Below are 19719 nucleotides of genomic sequence, written 5' to 3' on the forward strand. Positions count from 1 at the left end.
TGGCTTTGGCTTTGGCTTTGGCTTTGGCTTTGGCTTTGGCTTTGGCTTTGGCTTTGGCTTTGGCTTTGGCTTTGGCTATGGCTTTGGTTTTGGCTTTTGATCTTGATCTTGATCTTGATTTGCTTTTGATCTTTCGCCCCTTCGGCAGGCCGAGCGTAGGTGTTCATCAGGGGGGTAGGCGCGTAGCGCCGTGCGGCGAAGCCGCACACATCGAGAGGAGGTCGTAGCGAAGCAGACCGTAGGCGATGCCCCCTGATGGACACCGTAGCGAGGGAACACTGAGCCTTAGCGAAGTGCCGTACGCCGGGGCGAAGCCTTTTGCTTACTTTTCGGCGTTTGGAAAAGTGAGTCGCTGTAAGAGCGAAACCATAAGCAGCCGTTACCGCAGCAACGGATATGTACATCGAGCTCCGAACACCAAGCAGAAAACCCCCAATCACCCCACCTGATACCCAATCATTCAACCAAACCCCATCCCCGTCAGGTTAACAAAAGATAACGTGGCGTCGATTGTCAGACCTTTCCAAACCCCGATAGGATAAGCCAGCTTCCGAAGGGGCTCTAGATTGCGCATTTCAGGACTAAGCTCCAAACAGCCAATCACCACGAGCCACCTTACGGCGCCCTGAAAGGTTGAACGACCTAACAATAATAATGGGGGAAGGTCTATGAGTGAGCCTGTCATGGGTGTGGGTATCTGCCGCCCGCCGGCACTGCGCAAATTCGCGTTGCTGGCTACAGCGCTCTCGCTGTTGGGCTGTGCCGCCTTGTCGGCACCTGCGCTGGCCGCTGCCGCGCCAGCATCCGATACTGTTTTTGCCATTGAATCTGCCAAGGCCGTCAAAAGCCTGATGCTCGATGTCGTCCACGCCGGCAAGCGCCTGGTGGCGGTCGGTGATCGCGGGCATATCCTGTATTCCGACGATCAGGGCGCAACCTGGGTTCAAGCCAAGGTGCCAACCCGCGCACTGCTGACCTCGGTGTTTTTCGTCGATGACAAACACGGCTGGGCCGTCGGCCATGACGCTCAGATCCTCGCCAGCGAGGACGGTGGCGCCACCTGGACCAAGCAATTCGAAGATTTGAAACGCGAAGCTCCGCTGCTCGACGTCTGGTTCAAGGACGCCAACAGCGGCTTTGCCGTGGGCGCGTATGGCGCGCTGCTGGAAACCACCGACGGTGGCAAGCACTGGGAAGACGCCAGTGATCGCCTGGACAACGAAGACCAGTTCCACCTCAACGGCATCGCATCGGTCAAGGATGCCGGGCTGTTCATCGTCGGCGAACAGGGCAGCATGTTCCGCTCTGCCGACTGGGGCCAGACCTGGGAAAAACTCGAAGGCCCGTACCAAGGTTCGCTGTTCGGCGTGATCGGCACGGCACAAGCCAATACGCTGCTGGCTTACGGTCTGCGCGGCAATCTCTACCGCTCTACGGATTTCGGCAGCACCTGGGAACAGGTTGAACTCAAAGCCACTCGCGGCGCGCTGGAGTTCGGGTTATCCGGTGCAACGCTGCTTGACGACGGCGCCATCGTGATCGTCGGCAACGGCGGCTCGGTCATCCGCAGCAACGACAACGGCGAAACCTTCAGCGTGTTCAACCGTCCGGATCGCATTTCCGTTTCGGCAGTGACGGCGGCGGGCAACGGCAATCTGATTCTGGCAGGACAGGGCGGCGTTCGCGCTACTTCGCCAACCGGCTCAGAGCTGGGCAAATAATAAGAAGGGCGGAGCTATGACATCCATGACAAGTCATCACCAGGACAAGGCGACGTTTCTAGAGCGCCTGATTTTCAACAACCGCCCGGCAGTGATCACGATCTGCCTGTTGGTCAGTATTTTCCTGTTCTGGCAGGCGACGCTGATCCGGCCGTCCACCAGTTTCGAAAAAATGATCCCGCTCGAGCATCCCTTCATTCAAAAGATGATGGAGCACCGCAACGATCTGGCGAACCTGGGCAACACCGTGCGCATCTCGGTGGAAGCCACTGACGGCGATATCTTCTCCAAGGAATACATGGAGACCCTGCGTCAGATCAACGACGAGGTGTTCTACATTTCCGGCGTCGACCGTTCCGGCCTCAAGTCGCTGTGGAGCCCGAGCGTGCGCTGGACCGAGGTAACGGAGGAGGGCTTCGCCGGGGGTGAAGTGATTCCGCAAAGTTACAACGGCTCCCAGCAAAGCCTCGATCTGCTGCGCAACAACGTCCTCAAGTCCGGGCAGGTCGGGCGGCTGGTGGCCAACGACTTCAAGTCGAGCATCGTCGACATCCCGCTGCTGGAGTCCTACCCGGACCCGCAGGACCAAGGCAAGTTGCTGGCACTGGACTATCGCCAGTTCTCCCACCAGCTGGAAGAAAAGATCCGCGACAAGTTTGAAAAGCAGAACCCTAATGTGCAGATCCACATCGTCGGTTTCGCCAAGAAAGTAGGTGACCTGATCGATGGCCTGGTCATGGTGGTGATGTTCTTCGGCGTCGCCTTCATCATCACGCTGATCCTGCTGTACTGGTTCACCAACTGCATGCGCAGCACCGTGGCGGTACTCAGTACCACCCTGGTGGCGGTGGTCTGGCAGTTGGGGTTGATGCACTTCTTCGGCTTCGGGCTCGATCCTTACTCGATGCTGGTGCCGTTCCTGATCTTCGCCATCGGTATTTCCCACGGCGTACAGAAGATCAACGGTATCGCCTTGCAATCCAGTGAGGCCGATAACGCACTGACCGCTGCGCGACGCACGTTCCGTCAGCTGTTCCTGCCGGGGATGATTGCGATCCTCGCGGATGCGGTGGGTTTCATCACGCTGCTGATCATCGATATCGGTGTGATTCGTGAGCTGGCCATCGGCGCGTCCATCGGCGTGGCGGTGATCGTGTTCACCAACCTGATCCTGCTGCCGGTGGCGATTTCCTACGTCGGTATCAGCAAGCGAGCCGTTGAACGCAGCAAGAAAGACGCACACCGCGAACACCCGTTCTGGCGCCTGCTGTCGAACTTCGCCAGCAAAAAAGTCGCGCCGGTGTCGATCTTCCTCGCCTTGATCGCCTTCGGTGGTGGCCTCTGGTACAGCCAGAACCTGAAAATCGGTGACCTCGATCAGGGTGCACCAGAACTGCGTCCGGACTCGCGCTACAACAAGGACAACAACTTCATCATCAGTAACTATTCCACCAGTTCCGATGTGTTGGTGGTGATGGTCAAGACCAAGGCCGAAGGTTGCTCACGCTATGAAGCCATGGCACCGATCGATGAGCTGATGTGGAAGATGCAGAACACCGAGGGCGTGCAGTCGGCGATTTCCCTGGTGACCGTGTCCAAACAGATGATCAAGGGCATGAACGAGGGCAACCTGAAATGGGAAACCCTGTCGCGTAACCCGGACGTGCTGAACAACTCCATCGCCCGTGCCGATGGCCTGTACAACAACAGCTGCTCCCTGGCGCCGGTGCTGGTGTTCCTCAACGATCACAAGGCGGCAACGCTGGATCGCGCGGTGCATGCCGTGCAGGACTTCGCCAAGGAGAACAACAAGGACGGTCTGGAATTCATCCTCGCGGCCGGTAACGCCGGCATCGAGGCGGCCACCAACGAGGTGATCAAGGAATCCGAGCTGACCATCCTGATCCTCGTCTACATCTGTGTCGCGACCATGTGCATGATCACCTTCCGTTCGTGGGCGGCGACCTTGTGCATCGTGTTGCCACTGGTGCTGACCTCGGTACTCGGCAACGCCTTGATGGCCTTCATGGGTATCGGCGTGAAAGTGGCGACCCTGCCGGTGGTTGCGCTGGGTGTAGGGATTGGCGTGGACTACGGCATTTACATCTACAGCCGTCTGGAAAGCTTCCTGCGTGCCGGTCTGCCGTTGCAAGAAGCCTATTACCAGACGCTGAAGTCCACCGGTAAAGCTGTGCTGTTCACCGGTCTGTGCCTGGCCATCGGCGTGTGCACCTGGATCTTCTCGGCCATCAAGTTCCAGGCTGACATGGGCTTGATGCTGACCTTCATGCTGCTCTGGAACATGTTCGGCGCGCTGTGGCTGTTGCCGGCGCTGGCACGCTTCCTGATCAAACCGGAGAAACTGGCCGGGCAGAAGGGCAACTCGCTGTTCGCTCACTGATCCTTGCCTGAAACAAAAAAGCCGCAACCCTGGTTGCGGCTTTTTTACACCCCGAATTCAACACTAACCCCCCTGTAGGAGCAGAGCTTGCTCGCGATACCGGTAGAACATTCAACATCTATGTTGACTGACCCTCCGCCATCGCGAGCAAGCTCTGCTCCTACAGGGAGGTGTTTTTTCAGGAAGGATCGCTACCCAACACCACATTCAACGCACTGCGCGCATCGTCCAGCTGCACCAGCGTCGCATGCCGTGCGCCGAGGGCATCGCGGTTTTCGATGGCGGTGAGAATCGCCTTGTGCCGGGGCAGCGCCAGTTCATGCAGGTTCGGCCGCTGGTTGGAATGCTTCAAGGCTTCGGCAATCGCCACCGACAGCATGTTGCACAGGTTGGCCAGCAAGTCGTTGTGGGTTGCATCGGCGATGCGGCTGTGGAAGTCCAGGTCCGGTTGCAGCAACGCTTCCGGGGTCGGCGCCGCTTCCATGCGCTGGTAGGCTTCGCCGATGGACGCGATGTCTGCCTCCGTGGCGAACTGCGCGGCGAGTGCAGCGGCGGCGGGTTCGATGATGCTGCGCACACTGGTGAGCAAATCGAAAAACTGATTCTGCGGGCTGCTTTGCATCAACCAATGCAAAACGTCCGGGTCGAGCATGTGCCACTCCTTGCGCTGCTTGACCACCGTACCCACTCGCGGACGGGAATACACCAGTCCTTTGGCAACCAACACTCGGGTGGCCTCGCGCAGCACCGGGCGGCTGACCGCATACTCCTCACACAACAGGGCTTCGGCGGGCAGTTTGTCGTCTGGCTTGAAGCGCCCGGAAACGATCTGCATGCCCAGTTCCTGGACAATGCGCGAGTGCATGCTTTTGCGGTCGGAGGGTTTGCGGTAATCCATGGGGAACGGCGCGGTCCTGTGCGAAGGGGGGGCTGCATGATAACAGGCACGACGGGATCTTGAGGCAGGTGCAAAGCAATTGTGGGAGCGAGCCTGCTCGCTCCCACAGGGGGGGCAGTGGGTTAGTGAGAGTGGCGCGGCACTTCGGCGCCGCGGCAGCCGACCAGGAAGTCGAAGTCGCAACCCTGATCCGCCTGCAGCACATGGTCGATGTACAGCTGACGATAGCCGCCCAGGATCATCTGTTGCGGTGGCTGCAAGTCCGCCATCCGCGCGGCCAGTTCAGCATCCGGAATATCCAGGTGCAAACGGCCGCTGCCACAGTCCAGCTCAATCCAGTCACCTTCTTTCACCGCCGCCAATGGCCCACCTGCCGCCGCCTCCGGTGCAACGTGCAACACCACGGTGCCGTAGGCGGTGCCACTCATGCGCGCATCGGAAATGCGCACCATGTCGGTCACGCCTTGGGCGAGCAACTTGGCTGGCAAACCCATGTTGCCGACTTCAGCCATGCCCGGGTAACCCTTCGGCCCGCAGTTCTTCATTACCAGGATCGAGTTGGCGTCGACGTCCAGTTCCGGATCGTTGATCCGCGCCTTATACATGTCGAAGTTCTCGAACACCACCGCGCGCCCACGATGCTGCATCAGTTCTGCCGTGGCCGCGGACGGCTTGAGCACCGCACCGAGTGGCGCCAGGTTGCCGCGCAACACGCAGATGCCGCCGTCGGCACGGATCGGGTTGTCGAGGGTGCGGATCACTTCGTCCTCGCCGTAGATCGGCGCGTCTTTGGTGTTCTCGCCGAGGGTCTTGCCGTTGACAGTCAAGGCATTCGGATGCGGGATCAGGTTGGCCTCACCGAGACGGCGCAGCACGGCGGGCAGGCCGCCGGCGTAGTAGAACTCTTCCATCAGGAAGCGCCCGGACGGTTGCAGGTCGACGATGGTCGGCATGCCGCGACCGATACGGGTCCAGTCGTCCAGCTCCAGGTCCACGCCGATGCGGCCGGCGATGGCTTTCAAATGGATTACGGCGTTGGTCGAACCGCCAATGGCGGCGTTGACACGAATGGCGTTTTCGAAGGCTTCTTTCGTGAGGATTTTCGACAGCTTCAAGTCTTCTCGAACCATCTCCACCGCACGCATGCCGGACATGTGCGCGAGGACATAGCGGCGTGAATCAACCGCCGGAATCGCCGCGTTGTGGGGCAGGGAAGTGCCCAGTGCTTCGGCCATGCAGGCCATGGTCGATGCCGTGCCCATGGTGTTGCAAGTGCCCGCCGAACGGGACATGCCACCCTCGGCTGCGAGGAAGTCGTCGAGGGTGATGGTGCCGGCTTTCACTTGTTCGCTGAGCTGCCAGACCACCGTGCCCGAACCGATGTCCTTGCCCTTGTGCTTGCCGTTGAGCATCGGACCGCCGGTGACGACGATCGCCGGCACGTCGCAACTGGCCGCGCCCATCAGCAGCGCCGGGGTGGTTTTGTCACAACCGGTCAGCAATACCACGCCATCAATCGGGTTGCCGCGAATGGCTTCTTCGACGTCCATGCTCGTCAGGTTGCGGGTAAACATGGCAGTCGGGCGCAGATTGGATTCGCCGTTGGAGAACACCGGGAATTCAACCGGCCAGCCACCGGCCTCGATCACCCCGCGTTTGACGTGCTCCGCGATCTGGCGGAAGTGCGCGTTGCACGGGGTCAATTCCGACCAGGTATTGCAGATGCCGATGATTGGTTTGCCCTGGAACTGGTGGTCGGCGATGCCCTGATTCTTCATCCAGCTGCGGTACATGAAGCCGTTCTTGTCGGCGGTGCCAAACCATTGGGCGGAGCGCAGGGTGGGTTTCTTATCAGACATGATCGATTCTCTTATTGTATGACTATATTGTTGCGGCTACGGCGTAACATAAGCTCAAATTCACAGGTTTGGAAGTGTTGTTGGGTAATTAGTATTACTATATAGTCGATTTCAACGGAGGGTTGGCCCTGGTTGTTTTCGGCGAGAGGCGGCCCCCGAGGTTCTATAACAACAACAATCGGAGACCGATCTCATGAGCCAGGAACTGCGGCTTATCCGTCGCATCACGCTGAAACTGATTCCCTTCCTGATCCTGCTGTACCTGATCGCCTATGTGGATCGCTCCGCCGTAGGCTTCGCCAAGCTGCACATGGGCGCCGACATCGGCCTCGGCGACGCCGCTTACGGCTTGGGTGCCGGGCTGTTCTTCATTGGTTATTTCCTGTTTGAAATCCCCAGCAACCTGATGCTCGATCGCTTTGGCGCACGACGCTGGTTTGCGCGGATCATGATCACCTGGGGCGCGATCACCATCGGCATGGCGTTCGTTCAGGGACCGCAGAGTTTCTACGTGATGCGCTTTCTGCTCGGTGCAGCGGAAGCCGGGTTCTTCCCCGGTGTTCTGTACTACATCACGCAGTGGTTCCCGATTCGCCATCGCGGCAAGATCCTCGGTCTGTTCATCCTGTCCCAGCCTATCGCGATGATGGTCACCGGCCCGGTGTCCGGCGGCTTGCTCGGCATGGACGGCACCCTCGGTTTACACGGCTGGCAGTGGTTGTTCATCGTCATCGGTACACCGGCGATCCTGCTGACCTGGCCGGTGCTGCGTTACCTGCCTGACGGTCCACAGCAAGTGAAATGGATGGACCAGGCCGAGAAAGACTGGCTGTCCGGTGAGTTGAAAAAGGACCTTGAGCAATACGGCCAGACCCGTCACGGCAACCCGTTGCACGCACTCAAGGACAAACGCGTGTTGCTGCTGGCACTGTTTTATCTGCCAGTGACGTTGAGCATTTATGGCTTGGGTCTGTGGTTGCCGACGTTGATCAAACAGTTCGGCGGCAGCGACCTCGTCACCGGTTTCGTGTCGGCAGTGCCGTACATCTTCGGGATTGTCGGTTTGTTGATCATTCCGCGCAGCTCCGACCGATTGAATGACCGCTACGGTCACCTGGCCGTGCTGTATGTGCTGGGTGCCATCGGCCTGTTCCTCAGCGCCTGGCTGACGGTGCCGGTGTTGCAACTGGCGGCGCTGTGTCTGGTGGCGTTTGCGCTGTTTTCCTGCACGGCAGTGTTCTGGACTTTGCCGGGTCGATTCTTTGCCGGGGCCAGTGCGGCGGCCGGGATCGCCTTGATCAACTCGGTGGGCAACCTGGGCGGTTACATCGGTCCGTTCGTGATCGGTGCGCTCAAGGAGTACACCGGCAACCTGGCGTCGGGGCTGTATTTCCTGTCGGGTGTGATGGTGTTCGGGCTGGTGCTGACGGGCGTGGTTTACCGGTTGCTGGAGCGCAAGCACGTGCTGCCGGCGGATCAATTTGCGGCCAGTGCGCGTGGTGCAACCCGCACCTGAGTTTCAGGGTTAACGCCGATCAACTGTAGGCGTGAGCCTGCTCGCGATAGCGGTGTATCAGTCGCCATCAATGTTGAAGGTGATGGCCTCATCGCGAGCAGGCTCACTCCTACGGGGATCGGTGGTGTTTCGAATAAACAGGAGAAAATCATGCGTTTGGTTCAATTCGAATTAAGTCATGGCGAGCGCCGCGTCGGTGTCGTCGAGGACGGTCTGGTCCGTGAAGTGCAGAACGCGCATACCGTTCGCGATCTGGCACTGGCAGCCATTGAAGCCGGCACAACTCTGCAGCAGCAAGTAAACGCCCTGGGCCTGGGCATCAGCCACAACTACGCCGAACTGCTCGCCGCGCTGCGCATCCTGCCACCGCTGGACCACCCGGACCCGGCTCACATGCTGGTCAGCGGCACCGGCCTGACCCATTTGGGCAGCGCCTCGGCCCGGGACAAAATGCATCAACAGGCCGGTGACGAAGCGGCCATGACTGACACCATGCGCATCTTCAAATGGGGCGTGGAGGGCGGTAAACCGGACGCAGGGCAGGCCGGCGTACAACCGGAATGGTTCTACAAGGGCGACGGCAGCATCGTCGTTCGGCCGGGCCAACCGTTCCCGCTGCCACCGTTCGCCGAAGACGCCGGCGAAGAGCCCGAGCTCAGCGGCCTCTACGTGATCGGTCACGACAGCAAGCCTTATCGCCTCGGTTATGCGGTCGGCAACGAGTTCTCCGATCACGTCATGGAACGTAAGAATTACCTGTACCTGGCACACTCAAAATTGCGCAGTTGCAGCTATGGGCCGGAGCTTCGGGTGGGCGAACTACCCCAACATCTGGCCGGCACCAGCCGCATCCTGCGCGACGGCGAAGTGCTGTGGCAGAACGAGTTTCTCAGCGGCGAAGCCAACATGTGCCACAGCCTGGAAAACCTCGAATACCATCATTTCAAGTACAGCCAGTTCCTGCGTCCGGGGGACGTGCACATTCATTTCTTCGGCACCGCGACCCTGTCGTTCGCCGACGGTATTCGTACGCGGCCGGGTGATGTGTTTGAAATCAGCCAGGTCGAGTTTGGTGCACCGTTGATCAACGGCATCGAGCCTGCGCCAGCAGCGTTCGAACCCGGCACCGTCGTCACCCTTTAAGGAGATACGCATGACCCTGATCCTTGGACACAACTACATCGGTGGCCAGCGCAGCGCTGTCGGCTCGCTCAAACTCCAGAGCCTCGATGCCAGCACCGGCGAAGCGTTGCCGCATGATTTCTACCAGGCCACTGCGCAAGAAGTGGACGCCGCCGCCAAGGCTGCCGCGACGGCTTACCCGGCCTATCGTAGCTTGAGCGCGGAACGTCGCGCCCAATTCCTCGATGCAATTGCCGATGAACTGGACGCTCTGGGTGACGAATTCGTTGCCGTGGTCTGCCGCGAAACTGCGCTGCCTGCCGGCCGTATTCAAGGCGAACGCGGTCGCACCAGCGGCCAGATGCGCCTGTTCGCCAAGGTGCTGCGTCGCGGTGATTTTTACGGTGCACGGATCGATAAAGCGTTGCCCGAACGCACGCCATTGCCACGTCCGGACTTGCGCCAATACCGTATCGGGCTCGGCCCGGTGGCCGTGTTCGGGGCCAGCAACTTTCCGTTGGCGTTCTCGACGGCGGGCGGCGATACCGCCTCGGCCCTGGCGGCGGGTTGCCCGGTGGTGTTCAAGGCGCATGGTGGTCACATGGCCACGGCCGAATGGGTGGCTGACGCAATCCTGCGTGCCGCGGAAAAAACCGGCATGCCGGCCGGTGTGTTCAACATGATCTACGGTGGCGGGGTCGGCGAAGCGCTGGTCAAGCACCCGGCAATTCAGGCCGTCGGTTTTACCGGCTCGTTGAAGGGCGGGCGCGCCTTGTGCGACATGGCCGCTGCACGCCCTCAGCCAATTCCGGTGTTCGCGGAAATGTCGAGCATCAATCCGGTGATCGTGTTGCCACAGGCGTTGCACAGCCGCGCTGATACAGTCGCCCGTGACCTGACGGCGTCAGTGGTTCAGGGCTGTGGTCAGTTCTGCACCAATCCAGGGTTGGTGATCGGGATTCGTTCCCCGCAGTTCAGCGCATTCGTGCAGCAGGTCGTGTCGTTGATCAACGATCAGCCGGCGCAAACCATGCTCAATGCCGGAACCTTGAGCAGCTACGGCAAAGGCCTGGAAAAACTCCTCGCGCATCCGGGGATCGCGCACCTGGCGGGCAACGCGCAACAGGGCAATCAGGCTCAGCCGCAACTGTTCAAGGCGGACGTCAGCCTTTTGCTCAAGGGTGATGAAGTCTTGCAGGAAGAGGTGTTCGGTCCGACCACGGTGGTGGTGGAAGTGGCCGATCAGGCACAACTGAGCGCTGCACTGAACGGGCTGCATGGCCAGCTCACGGCAACGATCATTGGCGATCCGGCGGACTTTGAACAGTTCGGCGAGCTGACCGCGCTGCTGGAGCATAAAGTCGGGCGGATTCTGCTGAACGGGTATCCGACCGGTGTGGAAGTTTGCGATTCGATGGTCCACGGCGGACCGTACCCAGCGACGTCTGATGCACGCGGCACGTCAGTGGGCACCTTGGCGATTGACCGCTTTCTGCGCCCGGTGTGCTTCCAGAACTACCCGGACAGCCTGCTGCCGGACGCGTTGAAGAATGGCAATCCGCTGCGCATCCAGCGACTGGTGGATGGCCAGCCATCACGAGAAGCCCTCTAACGGTTAAACACAATCCCTGTAGGAGGGAGCCTGCTCGCGATAGCAATCTAACATCCAACATCAATGTTGAATGAAAGACCGCCATCGCGAGCAGGCTCACTCCAACATTGTTTTGTGTTGCTGGTGAGTTTTGTGGTCGGCATCGGGCCGTGAGCACATTGAGCTATCATTGCGTCTTTCCCATTCAAAGATTGATTGCCATGACTGCCGTAGCCGACACCTTGCTTAACACCCTCGAACACTGCGACATGGTGGAAATCGACGGGTTGCATGCTTTCGAATTCTCCCTCGATGAAGACGACAACTTGCACATTGAATGCATGGACGGCCGAGCGGCCAAGAATTGGGAGTTCACCCCGGCACAGATTCAGGCAGCCACCTTCGACCCGACCCTGCAAAGCTGGGTGATCACCGGCAGTTCCGGTGAGCATCGTCTGGTGTGTACGGAAGCATTCGGCGGCGGTGACGACGAGGATGACGAGCATGAGGATGCGTAAAATCTGGCCTCTGTTGATGGCTGGCAGTATCGGCGCGATGGGCACTCAGGCCGCTTCGGCCGAGGACTATCAGTTGCTGGTGGGTTCCTACACGGCGGGGCAGAGCCAGGGCATTTATCGCCTGAACTTCGACAGTTCGACCGGGCAGATCAACCCCAAGCCACTGCAAGTGATCAAGACTGAAAATCCGTCCTGGCTGACGCTGTCCAAGGATCAGCATCGGCTGTTCGTGGTCAACGAAAACGGCCCAGGGCAGAAAGATCCGGTCGGGCGCGTCAGCAGTTATGCCATTGATCCCAAAACCCATGCGCTGAGCCTGATCAATCAGGTGCAGAGCCTGGGCAACGAGCCGACCCATTCGAGCCTGAGCGGCGATGGCCGTCATCTGTTCGTCAGCAACTACTCGGTGGTGGAAGATCCGGGCGGCACCCTTGCGGTGTTGCCGGTGGGCACCGATGGCAAACTCAACACCGTGGTGCAGATGAGCAGCCATCTGTCGAGTCGGGTCAACCCCGAGCGGCAGATGTCGGCTCACGTGCACTCGACGATTTCCTCGCCAGACGGTCGGTACGTGTTCTCCAATGACCTGGGCGCTGACAAGGTCTTTGTCTATCGCTTCGACCCCAAGGCCAACCCGGACCTGCCATTGACGCCGGCCAAACCGGCGTCAGTCCAGTTGCCGCCAGGCAGCGGGCCGCGTCATCTGTTGTTCAGCGCCGATGGCAAGCATGCCTGGCTGACCATGGAAATGAGTGCTCAGGTGGCCGTGTTCGATTACAAGGACGGCACACTGGAGCAAACGCAGATGGTTGACCTCGCGGCGGGCCAGCCCACGTCTGATAAGGCCGCGGCGGCGCTGCATGCCTCCGCGGATGGCAAATTCCTCTACGTCAGTAACCGTGGCACCGCCAATCAGTTGCTGGTGTTTGCCATCGACCCGGCGACTGGCCACCTCAAGGAATTGCAGCGACGCTCCGTGGATGGCGACCATCCGCGCGAATTCAGCCTCGATCCCAGTGGCCAATTCCTGTTGATTGCCAATCAGAAGAGCAACCAGATTGTCGTCGTCGAACGCGATGCCAAGACCGGTTTGCTGGGTAAAACCGTGCAAAAGCTGCCGATGGACGCGCCAAGCGACCTCAAGTTCATGCTGCGTCAATAGGCCGCAGGCCCCGGTACTAGGGGCCTGCATCCTTCTATTAATGATGCTGATATCTGCTAATGCTACAAAGCATTTCAAGACGCGGACCCTCGAAGGTTAAGTTTGCTTCACGGCCCCACCGGGCAAGCAAGCCAACTGAATCCGAGGAATACCGCCATGAACTTCAATCTCTTCTCTGTTATCGCCGCTTCAGCTATCTCCGCCACCGTTGCTCTGCCAGCCAGCGCCAACGTTGAAATCAGCGAGAAAAAATCCCACGCTCAGAGCTATACCCAGAAATACCTGCAACAGAGCGCCAACTTCTACGCCGCTCTGGATCACAAAACCCAAGCCTGAAATTCCAGCCCTGCACCTTTTATGCAGGAGCGAAGTCACTTGCGTCGATCAAGCTGAAACGCTTTGAGAAACCTGAGTGATGTCGCTCCTGCATAACGCGTTTACGACAGCATCACATTGCCATCATTTTCTGGCTTGATATCACATGGCCACGAGTCTAGATTTGACGCTGAGTTTTTGACTCCTTTTCTAATAACAAGGATCGACAGCATGGCGATGCGTCTGGCAGTGGTTCTTCTATTTCTGTATTCCACCCCCATTCTTTCGGACGCACAGCCCGTTTCGTCCGAGCCGGACGCGGCCCGCGAACGCATGATGAGTTTTATCAACGACTGAAATAGATTGGCTTAATGATCAACGAAGCTGATGGTCACTATGGATAACCCTGAGTGGTTACCACAGCATTTTTGATTGATTCTGTGGGCATCGAAACATGCCCACGGAGAACACCATGGCCAGCTCAATCCTCACTTCTGCCAAACACGGCGCCTACCTGGCCATCGGTCTTTACGTCGCAATGGTGCTGGTGGTCAGCCTTTCGGCTCAATCGCAACACACCGTAGACGCGCCGATTCAGGTCGCTTATCCCGCTATCCAGTTCGAACACCGCGCTCAAGACGTCGTGGTCGATCACGCAGAACTGGCGGGAGTGGTCGGGGCATGAAAGGGCGCAAACTCTGGGTAATCGCCTTTCTGGCGTTCATGACCAACGGCGCTTCGTTGCTGGGCATCGGGCAGGGCTCGGCCGGTTCCGTGGCCCGGTCGATAGAAGCCAATCACAACCTTGCACGCAACATTGAAACGCAGAAGGCGATGGGGCTGTTGGCGGGTAATCCACCGATCAAGCGCCAGGTCGATTTCTTCGGGCCATTCCAGGTGGATTGCTCGGTGCTGCAGATGTGTGAAGTGCTTGCCTGAATCGCCTGCCCGGCACGCACTTTGTAGCAGCCGGACGCAGGCTTCGCCAGCGGCTACGGGGATCGGGGGTGTGCTTACTTCTTCATCACGCCGGTAAACAGGTCCGACTCCAGAAACCGCTGCAACCAGTTCTGCAACCGCGCATAAGGCGTCTGCGCAAACCACTCGCGATCCACGTGGGCGAACTGCCGAACGAACGGCATCAACGCTACATCCGCCAGGCTTGGATGTGCTGCCAGCAAGTATTCGCGCCCCTGCAACCCTTCATCAAGCTGACGCAAAAACACCTCACCTTGCGCCCGATAAACCTCCATCGGCTGCTCGGGATAACGTTCGGCGTACTTGTAGTGATTCAAATGCACCTTGAACACTTGATCGTTTGTTTCGATCAGGGCGGCGATCTGCGCCTGCCCGGCGGGATCATCCTTGAGCAACCAGTCCTGCGGATCGTTGTGCGCCAACGCCCAGTGCATGATCGCCAGGCTTTCATCAATCACCCGGCCATCAGCGTTCAGCACCGGCACCGTGCCTTTGCTCGACAGGGCGAGCATCTCGGCGGGTTTGGCCTTGAGGCTGACCTCGACGATATCAACCGCGACCCCTGAGTAGCGCAGGGCCATGCGCGCACGCATGGCGTACGGGCAGCGGCGGAACGAATACAGCGTATTCATTTCACCTCCAGCGTACTCAGGCCGTTGCCCTGGCGATGAACCTGAATCTGCACCGGAATCCGTTCATGCATTTCCTGCACGTGGGAAATCACCGCGACTTTACGACCCTGAGCCTGCAAGCCATCGAGCGCGTCCATGGCCAGTTGCAGGGATTCCGGATCGAGGCTGCCGAAGCCTTCGTCGATGAACAGTGATTCGATTTTCAGCGTGCTCGAGGCCATCGACGCCAGGCCCAAGGCCAACGCCAGCGACACCAGGAACGTCTCGCCGCCGGACAACGAATGCACCGAGCGCAGTTCATCGCCCATCTCGGTGTCCATCACCAACAATCCGAGCATGCTGCCGCCGCGCTTCAATCGATAACGGCGCACCAGTTGGCGCAGTTGCACGTTGGCGTGATGCACCAGCAGGTCGAGGTTGTAGGCCTGGGCGATCTTGCGGAAGGTGTCGCCGGTGGCCGAGCCGATCAGGGCACTCAAACGCGCCCAGCGCTGATACTCGGTGTAGGCATCGGCAATCTGCTGTGCCAGCGCCTGATTGGCGTTTTGCCGACGCTGATCTTCGGCCTGTTCGGCGCGCAGCTCGGCGCAGCGGTGTTCGCTGGCGGCAAACAGGTTTTGCAGTTCGGCAAGCGCGCTAGCCAGTTGTTCGGCGTCGAGGTTGCCGTTGTGCTGCGCTTGATGGTTGAGCAGGCGCTTGTCGCGCTCCTGCAACAAAACCTTGGCCTGTTCGATGGCTTTTTCGCTGTGCTGCAATTGCTGGCGCAGTTCGCTGACCTGTTGGTCGTCGACGCTCAGCAACGCTTCCAGACCACCGTCATCCAGCTCCGGATGCAGCGCGCGCCAATCAGCAATCTTGCTGTTCAACTCGCGGTCTTCGGCTTCCAGTGCCAACGAGCGTTCCTGCAGGGCCTTGAGTTCGGCTGCCAATTGCACCAGGCGCGTGCGCACGGTTTGCAGTTCCTGATTGGCGGTCGATTCTGCGGTGCGTGCCTGTTCGACCGCTTGATCGAGTTGCTGCTGCCATTGCTCGGCACTGGCGTGTGCGCCCAACAATTGCGTCAGGGTCTGCTGACAGGCTTGCTGTTGCTCGGCGAGGGTATCGAACTGCTGCTTGGCAACTTCCAGTTGCTGAAGGCGCGTCTGCTGGCGGTCCTGTTCTTTCTCCAGCGTCTGCTGGCGTTGCAGCTGTTCGCTGAGTTCATCGCGTTGCTGGTCGAGTTGCTCCAGGCGCTGAGCAATCTGCCGGTCGAGTTGCATGAACGTCGCAGCGGGTTCGTTGCGCAAAGCCTTCAGCGTCTCGCTCGGGAGCAAGGTGCTGAACGCCGTCAGTTCTTCATCCAGACGCTGGCGATCGCTGCTCAACTCGCGTTGCTGAGTGCTCAAGTGCTGCGCTGCTTGCTGGCTTGCGGTTTCGGCGCTGCGCAGTTGATGCTGAAGGCGTGCGGCGTCCTGTTGCAAGGTGAGCAGGGCGGTTTGCCGCTGTTCGTCCTGGGTGATGCTCTGGTTCAACTGATGGTTTTGCTGTGTCAGCCAGGCATCGCGTTTGTTCATGTCCTGCGCCAGCAATTGCGCCGACAAGGGATGCGCGTCGAGGCTTGGCGTCAGGGCTTGTTGCTGGGTGGCGAGCTGTTCTTGCTGCTGTAACAGCTCTTTTTGCTGAGCGATCAAGCCACCGACTTCGCCGCGCAAGTCAGTGAGCTTTTCCTTCAGTTGGTCGACGACTTTCTGCGCGTTGGCCTGCTCGCTTTCATCATGACGACCGAGGCTTTGCAGCAGCGCTTCCGGCTGATGATAGGGATGGTCGGGGCTGCCACAAACCGGGCACGGTTGATCGTCCTGCAACTGCTCACGCAATTCTTCGACGCTGGCGCTGCGGGCAAGACGCTGACGCTCCAGCAGTTCGCGGGTGACGGTCAGGGTCTGTTCGGCGACCGTCAGTTCGTTCCTGGTTTTTACCCCGTCCTGGGTCAGCCGATCCCGTTCTTGCTGAGCGGTCGACTGGCGTTGTTGAAGCTCTGCGCCACGGCTGTCCAGTTCCCGCTGCTGGGTCCACAGTCGTGTCAGCTCTTCGAAGGCTCGCAGTTGCTTGCGGTTGTCCTGCAACAGATTGCCGAGTAACTGGATCTGTTCAGCCACGGCCTCGGGCTCGGCGCCTGCCTCTTTGTAGAGCACTTCCAGCTGCTGCTTTTGCACGGCGAATGCTTGTGCTGCGCGTGTGGCGCTGTGCTCAAGGTCGGCCATTTCGGCCTGGCCCTTGTTCAGCCGATTGCCGATCAACATCAGCTGTTGCAGGCGATCGCGATAGGCATTCCACGCCTCGCTGAGCGGCGCCAGAGCGGCGCTTTGTTCAAGCTCGCCGGCGATGCGTTGCAGGCGTTCGGCGACGAGTTTCTGTTGGTCCAGCAAACCTTGAATCGTGTTCTGACCCTGAGTGCAGGCCAACTCGGCTTGCTGCTTGAGATCGGCGCTGAGGCTCGTGTCCTTGACCAGACGGGCGAGGGTGCTTTGCGCTTCAAAGGCCTGGCGCAGCAACGGCGCACTGTGGGTGTGCTGATGTTGCGCTTCGGTCAGTGCAGTGTGGGCGCTGCTCAGGCTCTGCTCGAGTTGCGTCTGGCGCTGCGTCAGTTCCTGTTGCTGTTGCGTGTGGTGCTGAATTTGTTCAGCCAACGGAGTGAGCTGGGCGGTGAGTTCGGTTTTGCGAGCGAATTGATGCCGTTGCGGGGCCAATTGCTCCAGGCGCGTCAGTTTCAGGCGTTCGCCGACCTGGCTTTCCCAATGCTGCTGCGCGCCGGTCAATTGCTCCGTGGCGCTCAGTTGTTCGTCCTGCAACTGGCGCAGGTCTTTGAGCCAGGTGTGTTGCAGCTCAAGCTGCTTGAGCTGCGCCTGCTGTGTCTTCAGTTGTTGCTGCGCTTCATTGAAGCGTTCATCCAGTTCGGCGCGGGCTTCGGGCGCCAGCGGCGTCACGCCGGTGGCCTGGTCTTGCAACAGCTTGTGCGCTTCACGCGCCTCTTTGGTCTTGTCGAACGCACGGCGACCGAGCCGGGTGTACAGCGCGGTGTCGGTGAGCTTTTCCAGCAGTTCGCTGCGTTCGTTGTCGTTGGCCTTGAGGAAGGCACTGAACTCGCTCTGGGCGAGCAACACGGCGCGGGTGAACTGCTCGAAATTGAGGCCCAATACGGATTCGAGCTGGGTTTTGAACTCGACTTTCTGGCTCGCCAGCAGTTGATCCTGATCGATGTCGCGCAAGCTCTGGCGACTGGCTTGCAACTTGCCGCCAGCCTTTTCCCGGGCGCGATTGGCTTCCCAGCGCGCGCGGTAGCGGCGACCGTCGATGCCGACGAAATCCACTTCGGCATAGCCTTCGCCGGTGCCGCGACGCAGCAGCGTGCGCGGGTCGCCGGTGCTGATTTCGCCATCGGCATCCGGCGCTTTTGCGGACACCTGGGCATTGCTCAGACGCGGCACGGCGCCAAACAGGGCCAGGCACAAAGCATCGAGCAAGGTGCTTTTACCGGCACCGGTCGGCCCTGTAATCGCGAACAAACCGGCGCTGGCCAAGGGTTCGGCGGTGAAGTCGATCTCAAACGGACCGGCCAGGGAGGCGAGGTTCTTCAGGCGGATCGCGAGGATCTTCATGGTTGTTCGCGCTCCATCTGCACGTCTTGCAGCAACTCGGCAAAATCCTTCAGCGTTTGCTCATCGACCTCACTGCCGTAGCTGTCCTGCCAGGCGCGACTGAACAATTCCTGAGGTGTGAGCTGGTCCAGTTCCACCAGCGTGGTGCCGTCGTCGACGCCATCGCGGCTGCCATTGCCGGCGTATTCGGCGGCGATGCGCACCAGACGCACGGCTTTGCCTTGCAGGGCGGTTTCCACCTGATGACGCAGGTCGGGTTGTGGTTCGTCGAGTCGCACCCGGACTTCCAGCCACGGTTGGCGCTGGATGTCGGCCAGCAAATCGATGTTGGGCAGGTCCGCCAGTTGCAGGAGGATCTCTGCCAGCGGCGCCGGGCCGATGCGTTGCAGGTTCACTGCCCGTGGTATCAGTTTGGGTTCGACGCTGACCAGGGTTTCGCCGTCGAGGGTGACGTCGAGAATCTGATGCTGATAACCGATCTCGGAGAACGACAGCGGAATCGGCGAGCCGCTATAGCGGATGCGCTCTTCGCCGTTGACCTTCTGCGGCTTGTGCAAATGACCAAGGGCGACGTAGCTGATGCTGGGGCCGAACAGGCTGGCGGGCAAGGCCTCGGCGTTACCGATGATCAGGCTGCGCTCGGAATCTTCAGACACCGAACCGCCGGCCATGTGCGCGTGGCTGATGGCGATCAATGCCTGGCCAGGTGTGCGCTTGGCGTTGGCCGCTTCGATCAGCCATTCGTGAACCTGGCCAATCCCGCGCAGATAATTGTCGCCCAGCTGCGCGCCGGTGACTTCGGCAGGGCGCAGGAACGGCAGCGCCAGGCACCAGGCGGCAACCTCACCGCGCGCATCCGGTAACGGTAGCAACAGGCGTTCAGCATCCAGTTGACCGTCATCCAGCCACAACACGCGGCCGAGCGCATGGGTGCGCAGACGTCGCATCAAGGGCGCGGGCAGTTCGATTCGTGAGCCGGAATCGTGGTTGCCGGCGATCATTACGATGGTCAGCAACGGCTGCTGCTCGTGGGCGCTGACGATGAAATCGTAGAGGCGTTCCTGGGCTTTGACCGGCGGGTTGACCGTGTCGAAGATGTCGCCGGCGATCAGCAGCACATCGGGCTGGTCCAGCTTCAGCTGGCGCAACAGCCACTCGAGAAAACAGGCGTGCTCGAAATCGCGTTCCTGGCCGTGCAGATTCTGCCCAAGGTGCCAGTCGGAGGTGTGGAACAGACGCAAGGCGGACTCCGTTGCAAATAAGGTGATGGCCGCGTGGGGAATGAAGGCGGCTAAAGGGGAGGGAGTTTACTGGCAAACACCCCCGATGTGGCCAGCGACACCAAAACCCTGTAGCAGCTGGCGAAGC

16 protein-coding genes are annotated in these 19719 nt (G+C 59.8%); 11 read left to right on the forward strand and 5 right to left on the reverse strand.

From position 1 onward, the window contains the following. Positions 1-668: 668 nt before the first annotated feature. Both SB725_RS07240 and SB725_RS07245 read left to right on the forward strand, forming a co-directional pair. The gene (locus tag SB725_RS07240) at positions 669-1721 is read left to right on the forward strand and encodes a WD40/YVTN/BNR-like repeat-containing protein (RefSeq protein ID WP_027923406.1); all 1053 of its coding nucleotides are present in this window, start codon (positions 669-671) and stop codon (positions 1719-1721) included. A 25-nt stretch (positions 1722-1746) separates the two neighbouring features. Continuing rightward, on the forward strand, positions 1747-4122 hold the full coding sequence (locus SB725_RS07245) for an efflux RND transporter permease subunit (protein WP_027923407.1): 2376 nt from the start codon (positions 1747-1749) through the stop codon (positions 4120-4122). 178 nt (positions 4123-4300) lie between these two features. On the opposite strand, the gene SB725_RS07250 is transcribed toward SB725_RS07245, so the two are convergent. Next, positions 4301-5020, reverse strand: coding sequence for a FadR/GntR family transcriptional regulator (locus tag SB725_RS07250; protein ID WP_027923408.1), 720 nt, complete (start codon positions 5018-5020; stop codon positions 4301-4303). 122 nt (positions 5021-5142) lie between these two features. Then, positions 5143-6879 (reverse strand): IlvD/Edd family dehydratase, encoded by a 1737-nt coding sequence (locus tag SB725_RS07255; protein ID WP_027923409.1) that lies wholly within the window; start codon positions 6877-6879, stop codon positions 5143-5145. Between the two features lie 193 nt (positions 6880-7072). On the opposite strand from SB725_RS07255, the gene SB725_RS07260 reads away from it, so the two are divergent. The 9 genes from SB725_RS07260 to SB725_RS07300 all read left to right on the forward strand — a co-directional run bounded on the left by SB725_RS07260 (position 7073) and on the right by SB725_RS07300 (position 14042). Continuing rightward, a complete protein-coding gene (locus tag SB725_RS07260) occupies positions 7073-8395 on the forward strand; it encodes an MFS transporter (RefSeq protein ID WP_027923410.1) in 1323 nt (440 codons plus the stop codon). Positions 8396-8545: 150 nt separating this feature from the next. Further along, positions 8546-9538, forward strand: a complete 993-nt coding sequence (gene araD1, locus SB725_RS07265; protein WP_059180952.1) for an AraD1 family protein — start codon at positions 8546-8548, stop codon at positions 9536-9538. A gap of 10 nt (positions 9539-9548) precedes the next feature. Next, positions 9549-11129: an aldehyde dehydrogenase (NADP(+)) gene (locus SB725_RS07270; protein WP_410921477.1), complete on the forward strand. Its 1581-nt coding sequence runs from the start codon at positions 9549-9551 to the stop codon at positions 11127-11129. Between the two features lie 200 nt (positions 11130-11329). Further along, positions 11330-11626 (forward strand): DUF5629 family protein, encoded by a 297-nt coding sequence (locus tag SB725_RS07275; protein ID WP_410921478.1) that lies wholly within the window; start codon positions 11330-11332, stop codon positions 11624-11626. Continuing rightward, positions 11613-12788 (forward strand): lactonase family protein, encoded by a 1176-nt coding sequence (locus SB725_RS07280; RefSeq protein WP_410921479.1) that lies wholly within the window; start codon positions 11613-11615, stop codon positions 12786-12788. Before SB725_RS07275 ends, SB725_RS07280 begins: the two co-directional genes overlap by 14 nt. A 156-nt stretch (positions 12789-12944) precedes the next feature. Then, positions 12945-13124 (forward strand): hypothetical protein, encoded by a 180-nt coding sequence (locus tag SB725_RS07285; protein ID WP_059180948.1) that lies wholly within the window; start codon positions 12945-12947, stop codon positions 13122-13124. 210 nt (positions 13125-13334) lie between these two features. Next, complete coding sequence (locus SB725_RS07290) at positions 13335-13460, forward strand: hypothetical protein (protein WP_256218381.1); 126 nt, start codon at positions 13335-13337, stop codon at positions 13458-13460. A gap of 115 nt (positions 13461-13575) precedes the next feature. Then, positions 13576-13788: a hypothetical protein gene (locus SB725_RS07295; RefSeq protein WP_123436189.1), complete on the forward strand. Its 213-nt coding sequence runs from the start codon at positions 13576-13578 to the stop codon at positions 13786-13788. Further along, positions 13785-14042 carry a hypothetical protein gene (locus SB725_RS07300; RefSeq protein WP_027923417.1) on the forward strand — a complete coding sequence of 86 codons (258 nt, stop codon included), beginning with the start codon at positions 13785-13787 and terminating at the stop codon, positions 14040-14042. Before SB725_RS07295 ends, SB725_RS07300 begins: the two co-directional genes overlap by 4 nt. Before the next feature lie 74 nt (positions 14043-14116). Here SB725_RS07300 and SB725_RS07305 read toward each other — a convergent pair whose 3' ends face one another. The 3 genes from SB725_RS07305 to SB725_RS07315 are packed head-to-tail and all read right to left on the reverse strand — an operon-like array spanning position 14117 to position 19592. Beyond that, on the reverse strand, positions 14117-14713 hold the full coding sequence (locus SB725_RS07305; RefSeq protein ID WP_027923418.1) for a glutathione S-transferase: 597 nt from the start codon (positions 14711-14713) through the stop codon (positions 14117-14119). Further along, positions 14710-18351 carry an AAA family ATPase gene (locus SB725_RS07310; protein WP_410921480.1) on the reverse strand — a complete coding sequence of 1214 codons (3642 nt, stop codon included), beginning with the start codon at positions 18349-18351 and terminating at the stop codon, positions 14710-14712. Before SB725_RS07310 ends, SB725_RS07305 begins: the two co-directional genes overlap by 4 nt. Next, complete coding sequence (locus tag SB725_RS07315) at positions 18348-19592, reverse strand: exonuclease SbcCD subunit D C-terminal domain-containing protein (protein WP_027923420.1); 1245 nt, start codon at positions 19590-19592, stop codon at positions 18348-18350. The genes SB725_RS07310 and SB725_RS07315 overlap by 4 nt, the downstream gene beginning before the upstream one ends. Positions 19593-19719 lie beyond the last annotated feature (127 nt).

Source organism: Pseudomonas sp. SIMBA_041 (assembly GCF_046535095.1).
Lineage (GTDB): Bacteria > Pseudomonadota > Gammaproteobacteria > Pseudomonadales > Pseudomonadaceae > Aquipseudomonas > Aquipseudomonas mucoides.